General features: G+C 37.5%; 9 protein-coding genes. 7 read left to right on the top strand and 2 right to left on the bottom strand.

What is annotated here, in order from left to right:
- The first annotated feature begins 113 nt into the window (after positions 1-113).
- The 3 genes from CD138_RS01755 (at position 114) to menI (ending at position 5544) form a co-directional block, all read left to right on the top strand.
- Entirely contained in the window at positions 114-1748 is a 1635-nt protein-coding gene (locus CD138_RS01755; RefSeq protein WP_019167742.1) for a BCCT family transporter, read from the top strand.
- A gap of 301 nt (positions 1749-2049) precedes the next feature.
- A complete protein-coding gene (acnA, locus tag CD138_RS01750; protein ID WP_019167741.1) occupies positions 2050-4755 on the top strand; it encodes an aconitate hydratase AcnA in 2706 nt (901 codons plus the stop codon).
- Positions 4756-5094: 339 nt separating this feature from the next.
- Complete coding sequence (gene menI / locus CD138_RS01745; RefSeq protein ID WP_019167740.1) at positions 5095-5544, top strand: 1,4-dihydroxy-2-naphthoyl-CoA hydrolase MenI; 450 nt, start codon at positions 5095-5097, stop codon at positions 5542-5544.
- Between the two features lie 151 nt (positions 5545-5695).
- Here the strand turns inward: menI and CD138_RS01740 are convergent, their stop codons facing one another.
- Both CD138_RS01740 and plsY read right to left on the bottom strand, forming a co-directional pair.
- Positions 5696-6001 (bottom strand): HesB/YadR/YfhF family protein, encoded by a 306-nt coding sequence (locus tag CD138_RS01740; RefSeq protein ID WP_019167739.1) that lies wholly within the window; start codon positions 5999-6001, stop codon positions 5696-5698.
- 82 nt (positions 6002-6083) lie between these two features.
- Positions 6084-6665: a glycerol-3-phosphate 1-O-acyltransferase PlsY gene (plsY, locus tag CD138_RS01735; protein WP_019167738.1), complete on the bottom strand. Its 582-nt coding sequence runs from the start codon at positions 6663-6665 to the stop codon at positions 6084-6086.
- Between the two features lie 290 nt (positions 6666-6955).
- Here plsY and parE point away from each other — a divergent pair, with 290 nt between their 5' ends.
- The 4 genes from parE to glcT all read left to right on the top strand — a co-directional run bounded on the left by parE (position 6956) and on the right by glcT (position 13973).
- Positions 6956-8953, top strand: coding sequence for a DNA topoisomerase IV subunit B (gene parE, locus CD138_RS01730; RefSeq protein WP_019167737.1), 1998 nt, complete (start codon positions 6956-6958; stop codon positions 8951-8953).
- The gene (gene parC / locus CD138_RS01725; RefSeq protein ID WP_019167736.1) at positions 8953-11364 is read left to right on the top strand and encodes a DNA topoisomerase IV subunit A; all 2412 of its coding nucleotides are present in this window, start codon (positions 8953-8955) and stop codon (positions 11362-11364) included. The genes parE and parC overlap by 1 nt, the downstream gene beginning before the upstream one ends.
- Positions 11365-11465: 101 nt before the next feature.
- Entirely contained in the window at positions 11466-12929 is a 1464-nt protein-coding gene (gene alsT / locus CD138_RS01720) for a glutamine transporter AlsT (RefSeq protein ID WP_019167735.1), read from the top strand.
- Positions 12930-13121: 192 nt separating this feature from the next.
- Complete coding sequence (gene glcT / locus CD138_RS01715) at positions 13122-13973, top strand: glucose PTS transporter transcription antiterminator GlcT (protein WP_019167734.1); 852 nt, start codon at positions 13122-13124, stop codon at positions 13971-13973.
- Positions 13974-14002 lie beyond the last annotated feature (29 nt).

Genomic DNA, 14002 nt, shown 5'->3' with positions numbered 1-14002 from the left:
TGTTTTGTTATGGTAGATATGTCGATTGCACTTTTAATTTAATTATTGAGTTTTTTTAATTATTAGTGTGTGATACTTAAAATTTAATATAAGGAAAGGGAGTATGTTATTTTATGAATTCTTCAACTCCAGAACCAAATGGTAAGAAGTTTTCACCCGTATTCTTAATTAGTGCAGTTATCGTGTTTGCAATTGTACTAATTGGTGTATTCATTCCAACACAGTTTGGTGAATTTACGAATACGATTAAACTTTGGATTACAGACAAGCTGGGTTGGTACTATCTCATTTTAACTACGATCATCGTATTCTTCTGTATCTTTTTAATATTTAGCCCAATCGGAAAGTTAAAATTGGGCCGTCCTAACGACAAACCTGAATTCAATACAATTTCATGGTTTGCAATGTTATTTAGTGCAGGTATGGGGATTGGTTTAGTCTTCTACGGGGCAGCTGAACCGATTTCTCACTTTGCGGCACCTCCTAATGCTGACCCGCAAACTACGGAAGCATATACGGAATCATTGCGTTCAACTTTCTTCCATTGGGGCTTTCACGCATGGGCAGTGTATGGCGTTGTTGCGTTAGCATTAGCGTATGCACAATTTAGAAAAGGAGAACCAGGATTACTTTCTAAAACGTTGCGCCCTATTTTGGGAGACCATGTTGATGGGATTATCGGAACAATTATCGACGTGTTGGCAGTATTCGCAACAGTGATTGGTGTTGCAGTTTCACTTGGTATGGGAGCATTACAAATCTCAGGTGGTTTACATTACTTATTTGGATTACCAAATACCATTGTGACGCAATCTATCATAATTGTTGTTGTAACGATCTTGTTTATCATGAGTGCATGGTCAGGTTTAAGTAAAGGGATTCAATATTTAAGTAATTTAAACATTGGACTCGGTACAGTATTGTTAATTGCTGCTTTAATTGTTGGACCGACAGTACTCATTTTAAATATGTTTACAAGTTCAACAGGTAGTTTGTTAAATTCATTTTTATTTAACAGTTTTGATGCAGCAGCTACGAACCCACAAAAGCGTGAGTGGATGTCTGACTGGACGCTTTACTATTGGGGTTGGTGGTTAAGTTGGAGCCCATTCGTAGGTGTCTTCATCGCACGTGTATCAAAAGGACGTTCGATTCGAGAATTTATTTCTGGGGTCTTACTTGTACCTGTTATCGTAAGTTTCATTTGGTTTAGTGTCTTTGGCGTATTAGGTATTGAAACTGCTAAAAAACATAAAGAAATTTTTGATATGTCAGCAGAAACACAACTGTTCGGTGTGTTCCACCAGATTCCACTCGGTATCGTCCTATCGATCATCGCTTTATTACTTATTGCATCATTCTTTATTACATCAGCAGACTCAGCGACATTCGTTTTAGGCATGCAAACAACAAATGGTTCGCTTAATCCAAGTGCTTTCATTAAAGTAACTTGGGGGATTGCGCAATCATTAATCGCATTCGTCTTATTGCTTTCAGGTGGTGGTGATGGTGAAGCAGGTTTAAATGCCTTGCAAAGTGCCGCGATTATTAGTGCATTACCATTCTCCTTTATCGTGATACTGATGATGATCAGTTTCTATAAAGATGCCAATAAAGAGCGTAAATTCCTAGGTCTTACTTTAACGCCGAATAAGCATCGATTGAAAGAATACGTTGCAAATTCACAGCAAGACTATGAAGAGGAATTGATTTCAAAACGCAAAGGCTTGCGCGAACAAGAAAAATAAATACGAATTTTTTACGGTTGGTGATTGCATATCATCAGCCGTATTTTTAATGCTGTCACACGGATTGATTTTAAGACCTCATTGAGATGACCATGCGTAATATCCAATGTTATTGAAAATCATTCTCAACTAATAACATATACTTATAACGCTATATCAATATTATAACTTTTACTTATAGCAACTGATTAGAAAGTCAAAACACCAAATGGTTACTTTTGCGCTCCATTTAGTTGTTTTCACAAAGCGTTAATTATACAATTAAATAAACGGCATATAAAAATATCAGGGGGGATATTCAATGGCTTCAAAATTAAAAGCACAAGCAAAAAAGTCATTCCAATTAAATGGTAAGAATTTAACGTATTACGATTTAAACACTTTAGAAGAGCAAGGTTACACACAAATTAGTCGATTACCATACTCAATTCGTGTATTACTTGAATCTGTATTACGTCAAGAAGATGGATTTGTCATTACTGACGAACACATTAAAGCACTTTCAACTTTTGGTAAAGAAAATGAAAAAGGTGAAGTGCCATTCAAGCCATCACGTGTTATCTTACAAGACTTTACAGGTGTGCCAGCAGTAGTAGACTTGGCATCATTACGTAAAGCGATGGACGATGTCGGTGGGGACTTATCAAAAATCAATCCTGAAGTACCAGTGGACTTAGTTATCGACCACTCAGTACAAGTAGATAGCTATGCGAATCCTGAAGCATTAGAGCGCAATATGAAATTAGAGTTTGAACGTAACTATGAGCGTTATCAATTTTTAAACTGGGCGACAAAAGCGTTTGATAACTATAACGCTGTACCGCCAGCAACAGGTATCGTTCACCAAGTTAACTTAGAGTATTTAGCTAATGTCGTACACGTTCGTGAAGAAAATGGTGAACAAGTCGCATTCCCTGATACATTAGTAGGTACAGACTCTCATACAACAATGATTAACGGTCTTGGTGTACTTGGCTGGGGTGTTGGTGGTATTGAAGCTGAAGCGGGTATGCTTGGCCAACCTTCATACTTCCCAATTCCAGAAGTGATCGGTGTGCGCTTAACAAATGAATTACCTCAAGGTGCGAATGCAACAGACTTAGCTTTACGTGTGACTGAACTATTACGTAAAAAAGGTGTTGTTGGAAAATTTGTTGAGTTCTTCGGTCCTGGTGTAGACAAATTACCACTTGCTGACCGTGCGACAATTGCGAATATGGCGCCTGAATATGGTGCAACTTGTGGTTTCTTCCCAGTTGACGATGAAACTTTAAAATATTTACGTTTAACAGGTCGTACAGAAGAGCATATTGAAACAGTTGAAAAATATTTAAAACAAAACCACTTATTCTTCGATGTTAATGAAGAACCTAACTATACAGATGTGGTAGATTTAGATTTATCAACAGTTGAAGCTTCTTTATCTGGTCCTAAACGTCCGCAAGATTTAATTTTCTTAAGCGACATGAAAAAAGAATTCGAAAAATCTGTTACAGCACCAGCGGGTAACCAAGGTCATGGTTTAGACAAAGCGGAATTCGACAAAACAGCGACAGTCAACTTTAAAGATGGTTCAACAACTGAAATGACGACAGGGGATATCGCAATTGCTGCGATTACGTCTTGTACGAACACATCTAACCCATACGTGATGTTAGGTGCAGGTTTATTAGCGAAAAAAGCGGTTGAAAAAGGTTTAACGGTACCATCTTATGTGAAGACGTCATTAGCACCTGGTTCAAAAGTTGTTACAGGTTACTTACGTGATTCAGGATTACAAAGTTACTTAGATCAATTGGGCTTCAACTTAGTAGGTTACGGTTGTACAACTTGTATCGGTAACTCAGGTCCATTATTAGAAGAAATTGAAAAAGCGATTGCTGATGAAGACTTACTTGTGACTTCTGTATTATCAGGTAACCGTAACTTCGAAGGTCGTATCCATCCATTAGTGAAAGCGAACTATTTAGCTTCACCACCACTTATTGTTGCTTATGCATTAGCAGGTACAGTAGATATCGATCTTCACAGCGAAGCATTAGGTCAAGACCAACAAGGCAATGATGTGTTCTTGAAAGATATTTGGCCTTCAATTCAAGAAGTGGCTGACGCAGTTGAAAGCGTAGTGACACCTGAATTATTTAAAGAAGAATATAAGAGCGTGTATGATAACAATGAATTATGGAACCAAATCGATACAACTGATCAACCATTGTACGACTTTGATCCACAATCCACATACATTCAAAATCCAACGTTCTTCCAAGGTTTATCAAAAGAACCAAGTGCTATCCAACCGTTATCCAACTTACGTGTAATGGGTAAATTTGGTGATTCAGTGACAACGGACCACATTTCTCCAGCAGGTGCAATCGGTAAAGATACGCCAGCAGGTCAATATTTAACAGAAAATGGTGTATCGCCACGTGATTTCAACTCTTACGGTTCTCGTCGTGGTAACCATGAAGTGATGGTACGTGGTACATTTGCGAACATCCGTATTAAAAACCAACTTGCGCCAGGTACAGAAGGTGGATTCACTACTTACTGGCCAACGGGTGAAGTGATGCCGATTTTCGATGCAGCAATGAAATATAAAGAAGACGGTACTGGTTTAGTTGTGCTCGCAGGTAACGACTACGGTATGGGATCTTCACGTGACTGGGCCGCTAAAGGTACAAATCTTTTAGGTGTTAAAACAGTTATCGCACAAAGCTACGAACGTATTCACCGCTCAAACTTAGTGATGATGGGTGTATTGCCTTTACAATTTAAAGAAGGCGAATCTGCAGATACACTAGGTTTAGACGGTAAAGAAACGATTGCTGTTGATATTGATGAAAATGTTCAACCAGGTCAAACGGTTAAAGTCACAGCGACTAAAGAAGACGGTACAACAGTTGAATTTGACGCGACTGCACGTTTCGACTCAAATGTTGAAATTGATTACTATCGCCACGGCGGTATTTTACAACTTGTATTGCGTAAGAAGTTAGCTTCAGAATAATTGCATCGTACAGATTTTAATCATAAGGGATAAGGTCTTTGTAGGCACTTATCCCTTTTTATTTTGCCTTGAAGAGAAGGACACAAAAGCCTCTAACAATCGTGTTAAACATTCAAACTGACTATAATTATATTATGGTAACCTGAATTGGACTGTCAGCTTTTATAGTTCATTGACAAGGGGTCTACACTGTATCAAATGGTCTTAAATATGCGATAATGTAAAAGAGAAGGATAAAGCTAAAGTAAATGTTTCAATATGTGAGGCAACGTTGATTTGAAAAGAGCCGTATATAAACAAATATGATATTTTTCGCTAATATAGAAAGAAGGTTAAAGAATGATTTATGCATTAACAGAGATTGAAGCACGATATCAAGAAACGGATCAAATGGGTGTGATTTACCACGGGAATTATGCAACTTGGTTTGAAGTCGCACGTACCGATTACATACGTAAATTAGGTTTGGACTATGCAGAAATGGAACAAGAAGGGATTGTGTCACCAGTGACAGAACTTAATATACAGTATAAAAAAAGTGTGACATATCCTGAAAAAGTGACGATTAAAACGTGGGTATCGCGATTTTCACGTTTACGTTCGCGTTATCAATATGAAATCTATAATGCCAAAGGAGAAGTCGTTACAACAGGATATACAGATAACGTCATTATTACGAAGGATGCAGGGAGACCTGTACGTTTAGATAAAGCGTTTCCTAATTGGTATGACGTGTATCATGATGTGGACCAACGAAATCAAGCTGGAGAGGATTTGGAAGTGAAATAATCGTGTTTTATGTTCTGAAAGCAGTTTGATTCAGCGCGATGATAAAGCTTGTTTCATAAAGATATTGAAATATAAAAAGGTGTCAACTAGAAATCTTGCAATTAGAATTAGATTTCTTGTTCGACACCTTTTATAAGTGGTGGATCCATATTTACGCTTCGATCGTTTCAGCTTGATATATCACTTCATCATCATTAATGTCAATGTGCAGTTTGTGATCTTCAAAGTACCAAACATCTTTTTCGGCAATTACGATACGAATTTCATCAAAAGTTTCTTCAAAACCAATTTCGTCAATATCACTTTCAAATTCTACATTAAAAGCGGGGCTAAAACCTTGTTTAAGTTGGAATTCGCCACCATATCGCACATAAAACTGTAATACCTTTCCTGCTTCAGGTAACTCTAGTTCGTCTTTGAACCATTGGACAGCGTTATCTGTAAGTTCAATGCTCACGTAAAAAACCCCTTTCAATATTCAGGTTAAAATAATTTAACCTTATTGTAAGGGGTTTTCACAGAAATTTAAAACGTTATGATTACATCCATTTAATTTTCGGTTCTGTTCCTTTGATAATTCGTTTAATATTGCTCATATGTCGATAAATCAACAATATCGCCACAACAAAACTTGTGAAGAGCATAATGTAGTCACTCACGAAGAATGAACCAATGACACAACAAATGGCTGCAATAATACTTGATAAAGAAACGTATTTTGTTAATTTCAAAATGATGAAAAAGATAGCGGCAAGAATGAGTAACAAAATTGGATTAACCGCAAGCAACACGCCTGCACTCGTCGCAACCGCTTTTCCACCACGGAATTTTAAGTAAATTGGGTAAACATGCCCTAGAATTGCAAAAATCCCTACAAGTAAGCCGTGTATTTCTACATTAAAGAGTACCGGTAAAAATACAACGATAAAGCCTTTGAATATATCGAAAAATGTGACTGCAAAACCAGCTGGCTTCCCAAGTACACGAAAACTATTTGTGGCTCCTGTATTACCACTTCCATATTCTCTAATATCTTTTTTGAAGAAAATCTTACCAATTAAATAGCCACTTGGTATGGAACCAATTAAATAGCTAACGATGAATAGTAGGATTAACACCATGATTCTTCACATCCTTTTAGTACCTACTCCTATTTTAACATAATTTTAGAGAAAATGAGTTATTTTTATAATTTGTTGAATTGATTGATGTGACGAACGAATTTAAAAATGTATCATTAATGCATGATGATTTGACTTGAATTGCAGTATCTAATCAATAATAAACGTACATAAAAATAATATTATTTTTTCCTGCTATCTAGATTAGGCTTGCATTTTACCTAGATTTATATAAGAATAGCTATTGTATAGTTTGATAAACGAACGTATGTTTGTAGGAGGGGAATTGAGTGTCTGCAAAAAAGGTTAATAATTACTCTGATGATGCGATTCAAGTTTTAGAAGGACTTGAAGCCGTACGTAAAAGACCAGGCATGTACATAGGTTCTACAGATAAACGCGGTTTGCACCATTTAGTATATGAAGTCGTGGATAACTCTGTAGATGAAATTTTAAATGGTTACGGTAACGAAATTAACGTAACTATTAATGAAGATGAAAGCATTACTGTTGCGGATAATGGTCGTGGTATGCCAACAGGGACGCACCGTTCGGGCAAGCCGACAGTCGAAGTTATATTTACGGTATTACACGCTGGTGGGAAGTTTGGTCAAGGCGGTTATAAAACATCAGGTGGTCTGCACGGTGTAGGGGCTTCAGTAGTGAATGCTTTAAGTGAATCCTTAACAGTAGAAATTCATCGTGATGGTGAAATTTTTGAACAACAGTTCGCTCATGGGGGTGTGCCTCAGACGAAACTCATCAAAAAAGGTAAAACAAAACGAACAGGTACAACCGTGACATTTAAGCCAGATCCTGAAATTTTCAAGGCAGCCACGAGTTTTAATTTTGAAACTTTAAGCGAGCGTCTTCAAGAGTCTGCATTTTTATTACAAAATTTGAAAATCACATTAGAAGATCGTCGTGCAGGGAAAGAACGTAGCGAAGTGTATCATTACGAAGAAGGGATTAAAGCGTTTGTAAGTTATGTCAATGAAGGAAAAGAAGTCCTTCATGATGTCGCGCTTTTCCAAGGGACATCGAATGAAATCGAAGTCGACGTGTCTTTCCAATATAATGATCAATATTCTGAAAGTATTATGAGCTTTGTCAATAATGTGCGTACGAAAGATGGTGGTACGCATGAAGTCGGCTTTAAAACTGCAATGACACGTGTGTTCAATGAATATGCACGTCGGATTGGTGATTTAAAAGCAAAAGATAAAAATCTAGAAGGTAATGATATTCGAGAAGGATTAACAGCCATTATTTCGGTGCGTATTCCAGAACATTTATTACAATTCGAAGGTCAAACGAAGTCTAAACTCGGTACACCAGAAGCGAGAAGTGCTGTAGATGCGATTGTCGCTGAAAAGTTACCATTTTATCTAGAAGAAAAGGGTCAACTGTCTAAGTCGCTCGTTAAAAAGGCAATCAAAGCCCAACAAGCGCGTGAAGCTGCACGAAAAGCGAGAGAAGATGCGCGTTCAGGTAAAAAGAATAAGCGTAAAGATACATTATTGTCAGGTAAATTAACACCGGCACAAAGTAAAAATACTGAAAAAAATGAACTTTACTTAGTCGAAGGGGACTCTGCAGGTGGTTCTGCTAAATTAGGTCGTGATCGCAAGTTTCAGGCGATTTTACCATTGCGCGGTAAAGTGATTAATACTGAAAAAGCCCGTTTAGAAGACATCTTTAAAAATGAAGAGATTAATACCATTATTCATACGATTGGTGCAGGCGTGGGTAATGATTTTAATTTAGAAGACAGCAATTACAACCGTATTATTATTATGACCGATGCGGATACAGACGGTGCCCACATTCAAGTGTTGCTACTGACATTCTTCTTCAAATATATGAGACCGCTTGTAATGGCAGGACGCGTCTACATTGCCTTACCACCACTTTATAAGTTAGAAAAAGGGAAAGGTAAAAATAAAAAGATTGCATACGCTTGGACAGATGAAGAATTAGAAAAGTTACAACGTGAGATGGGCAAAGGTTTCGTTCTTCAACGTTATAAAGGTTTAGGTGAAATGAACCCTGACCAATTGTGGGAAACAACGATGAATCCTGAAACGCGTACATTGATTCGTGTCCAAATCGATGATGAAGTTCGCTCATCTCAACGTGTTTCAACATTGATGGGTGACAAAGTTGCACCGAGACGAGAGTGGATTGAGCGCCATGTTCAATTTGGTATGCAAGAAGATTTAAGTATTTTAGAAAATGACGAAATCCAAATTTTATCAGATGAGGATATCGTAGAGGAGGACGCATAATGGCTGAAATCATCCAAAATTTACCTTTAGTTGACGTGATTGGTGATCGTTTTGGTCGCTACAGTAAATACATCATTCAAGAGCGTGCTTTGCCGGATGTACGCGATGGATTGAAACCCGTACAGCGTCGGATTCTTTATTCTATGTATTCGAATGGTAATACGTACGATAAACATTTTCGTAAAAGTGCCAAAACAGTAGGGGACGTTATTGGGCAGCTCCATCCACATGGCGATAGTTCGGTGTATGATGCGATGGTCCGTTTGAGTCAAGACTGGAAATTGCGTCATGTGCTCGTTGAAATGCATGGGAATAACGGGAGTATCGATAATGATCCTCCTGCTGCGATGCGTTACACTGAAGCGAAATTAAGTCAGTTATCTGAACAGCTTTTACGTGATATTCATAAAGATACTGTCGATTTTGTACCGAACTATGACGATACTGAAATGGAGCCTATGGTATTGCCGGCACGTTTTCCGAATTTATTGGTGAACGGTTCAACAGGGATTTCAGCGGGTTATGCAACTGATATTCCACCACACAACTTAGCTGAAGTGATTACGGCGACATTGAAATATATCGACAATCCTGATTTGACAGTAAAACAGCTCATGCAATACATTAAAGGGCCTGATTTTCCGACAGGTGGTATTGTACAAGGTATTGATGGTATTAGAAAGGCTTATGAAACAGGTAAAGGGAAAGTCATTGTACGTGCAAAAGCTGACATCGAAACGTTGCGTAATGGACGTAGTCAAATTATCGTGACAGAAATCCCATACGAAGTGAATAAAAGCAGTCTTGTGAAAAAGATTGATGAATTACGTGCCGATAAAAAAGTAGAAGGTATTGTAGAGGTCCGTGATGAAACGGATCGTAGTGGTTTACGTGTCGCTGTTGAATTGAAAAAAGATGTAAATGCGACATCGATTTTAAACTTCTTATACAAAAATACAGATTTGCAAGTGGCGTACAACTTTAACATGGTTGCGATTACGGAAGGTCGCCCGAAATTGATGGGCATTAAACCGATTATTAGCAGTTATTTGAACCATCAAATTGAAGTGGTCACACGTCGTACAAGTTTTGATTTGAAACATACAGAAGAGCGAATGCACATCGTAGAAGGATTGATGAAAGCACTTTCTATTTTGGATGAAGTCATTGTATTAATCAGAAATTCAAAAAATAAACGAGATGCGAAAAATAATTTAGTAGCAACTTATGACTTTACAGAAACACAAGCTGAAGCAATCGTTATGTTGCAGTTATATCGTTTAACGAACACTGACATTGTAGCGTTACAAGAAGAATATGATGAATTAAAACAAAAAATTGCGGCACTCAAACATATTTTAGAAAATCACGACGCTTTACTCAATGTGATCAAAGATGAACTATCAGAAATTAAAAAGCAGTTTAAGCAACCACGTCTGTCGGTCATTGAGGAGAAAATTTCTGAAATTAAGATCGATAAAGAAGTGATTGTACCGAGTGAAACAGTCATGTTAAGTTTGACACAAGCAGGGTATATTAAACGCACATCGCTCAGAAGTTTCAATGCTAGCGGTAAAGAAGAAATCGGCTTAAAAGAACGTGACGGTGTATTGAAAATCATTGAAACGAATACGCAAGATTACGTGATGGTCTTTACCAACAAAGGTCGATACCTTCTCATTCCTGTGCATAAATTGCCTGATGTGAAATGGAAAGATTTAGGCCAACATGTATCTCAAATCGTGCCAATTGAAGAAGATGAACGTGTGGTAAATTGTTACACAGTGTCTGATTTTAATGATGAGCATGCGATAATTACAGCAACACGACAAGGGATGATTAAGAAAAGTTTATTGTCTGGCTTTAAATCAACGAGAACATCGAAGCCACTTGTCGCGATGAAAGTGAAAGAAGGCGATGCACTCATCTCAGTGATGTATGTGCCTGCTAATGCGGCATCACAATGCATCACATTATTAACACACCGAGGCATGTCGCTGACTTATCCGATGTCAGAACTACCAGATACTGGATTGCGTGCGGCAGGAATAAAAGCGATTAACTTGAAAGATGAAGACCATGTCGTTTTGGCGGATCACATTCAACCCCAAGATACGATTTTAATTGCGACACAACGCGGTGCATTAAAACGAATTGGCTTCAAAGTGTTACAACAAGCGAAACGTGCACAACGAGGAATTACGTTGTTAAAAGAATTGAAAAAACAACCCCATCGTGTCGTTGCAGCACGTGTTTGTCACCCTGAGCAGTCACAATATCGACTTGTATCTCAACAAGATGAGGTAACAGGATTGATTAAAGACATTCACTTGTCAGAACAGTACACAAATGGAAGTTTTGTCGTAGATACCAATACATTTGGTGAAATTGAAGACTTATTTGTGGACTAGTACAAAAAAGAGATAGTCACTTTTGCACAATGATGATAAAATGAGACTAGTTATTTTAAAATGACACTGACATTTAAACTGAAGAGTAAAGAGGGGTTCGAGTGAGAGATTTTGATAGTTTAATTCCGGATTGGTTTAAAACATTTATTCAAGTAGGAAACGATTTGATTTGGTCACAATACTTAATCGGGTTGTTACTGACTGCTGGTTTGTTTTTCTCGATTAGTTCAAAGTTTGTCCAAATTAGATGGCTTCCTGAGATGTTTCGTGCATTAACCGACAAATCGGAAACCTTAGAAAGTGGTAAGAAGGGGATTTCATCTTTCCAAGCTTTTGCGATTAGTGCAGGTTCACGTGTAGGGACAGGAAACATTGCGGGTGTTGCGACTGCAATTGTGCTTGGTGGCCCAGGTGCTGTTTTTTGGATGTGGATCATTGCCATTATTGGTGCTGCGAGTGCATTTATCGAAGCAACACTTGCACAAGTATATAAAGTGCCTGACGAGGAAGGTGGATTCCGTGGGGGTCCAGCATATTATATTACTAAAGGATTGAATCAACGTTGGTTAGGTGTGTTATTTGCAATATTGATTACTGTGACATTCGCATTTGTCTTTAACACAGTACAATCTAACACAATTGCTGAGTCATTAAATACACAATATAACGTAAGTCCAGTTGTAACTGGTATCATTTTAGCAGTGATTACAGCGGTCGTTATTTTTGGTGGTGTGCGCAGTATTGCAACATTATCATCTGTTATCGTTCCTGTGATGGCAATCATTTATATTTTAATGGTATTAGTGATTTTGCTGATGCATATCGACCAAATTATCCCTATGATTTCTACAATCATTAAAAGTGCTTTTGGTCTTGATCAAGCAACAGGTGGCGCAGTTGGTTTTGCTGTGTTACAAGGTGTGAAGCGTGGTCTTTTCTCAAACGAAGCAGGGATGGGTTCTGCACCGAACGCAGCTGCAACTGCCGCAGTATCCCACCCAGTTAAGCAAGGTTTAATTCAATCATTAGGTGTATTCTTTGATACGATCTTAGTTTGTACTGCGACAGCGATTATGATTTTATTATATTCAGGTTTGAAATTTGGTGAAGGTGAATCGCAAGGTGTTGCTGTTACACAATCTGCGTTGAATGAACATTTAGGTAGTGCAGGCGGTATCTTCTTGACGATTGCGGTTGCATTATTCGCGTTTTCATCTGTAGTAGGTAACTATTACTATGGACAATCTAACATTGAATTTTTGTCTACAAATAAAATCGTATTATTTATTTTCCGTTGTCTCGTTGTGATCCTTGTGTTTGTTGGTGCAGTTGTAAAAACAGAAACTGTTTGGAGTACTGCCGACGTATTCATGGGATTAATGGCTATCGTTAACATTATCGCGATTATCGGCTTGTCCAATATTGCTCTAGCGGTGATGCGAGATTATCAACGCCAACGTAAAGCAGGCAAACGTCCAATATTCAAACCAGAAGAATTAGAAATTAATTTATTTGGTATTGAATCTTGGGGTAACGCCATTCATAAAACTAAAAAAGAAGATTAATTTGAAAGGGCTGAGGCAGCAATGTCTTCGGCCCTTTATTTTTTTGGTATTTTCCACTATGATGATGGGGTGAAGCATCATTGATATTTATTAATAAAAAGTGTCGTACAAATCTCAATTTTGAAAATTAGTCCTTTCAATTCTTGTCGTTTCGTTATATGATTTGATTTGTACTTTGAAGAGGTGACAAAAGTGAATCAATATACGATAAAAAAAGTCCTCAACAACAACGTGCTCATATGCGAATACCAACAATCAGAAGTCGTTATCATTGGTAAAGGTCTTGGATTTAACAAAAAGCCGAAGATGAAAATCAATGATGCTGATACGATTGAAAAAGTGTTTAAGTTGGAAAATAAAAATGAACAAGATCATTATAAAATGTTAGTCGAGCATACCGATGAACGTGTTTTGCGTGCCGTCATTGATTCTGTACAGATGATTATGACGCATTTTGAATTGCATCATGAAGAATCGTTTATCGTCTCTTTAACCGATCACTTAATTTTTGCATTGAAACGCTTGGAAAAGGGCCAATTAATTAAAAATCCGTTTTTAAGTGAAACAAAATACAGTTATCCAGAAGCATATAAAATTGCTAAAAAAGTCGTCGCGCGTATTAATTTACAATTGAATACAGATTTTCCAGAAGATGAAGTCGGTTTTATTGCTTTGCATATTGCGTCTCAAACAGATGATATCGATTTGAGTGAAATGCAAAATGTACCAAAGTTGATTAACAATGCAATTCGAATGATTGAACATGATATGGAGATTCAAATCCCAGTCGCATCCATTCAGTATCAACGTTTTGTGAGACATATTCATTTTCTGTTACAACGTTTAAAAAAGGGCGAGCGTGCGACAATTGAATTGAGTTTTGAAAACCTATTGAAGACGCAATATCCGTTGTGCTATAATGTAGCTGTTAAAATAGTTAAAATGATACAATTACAAATCGATGTCAGTGTGGATGAAGCTGAAGTTGCATATTTAACGATGCACATCCAGCAACTCTCACTCGCATCTCAAAATCAATCATAGAACGTGTTACTAAGTGAGATTAGGCATGA

Origin of the sequence: Staphylococcus intermedius NCTC 11048 (genome assembly GCF_002902385.1) — a bacterium.
GTDB lineage: Bacteria > Bacillota > Bacilli > Staphylococcales > Staphylococcaceae > Staphylococcus > Staphylococcus intermedius.
Note: the sequence above shows the minus strand (reverse complement) of the source record. Positions and strands in the feature narration are given on the sequence as shown.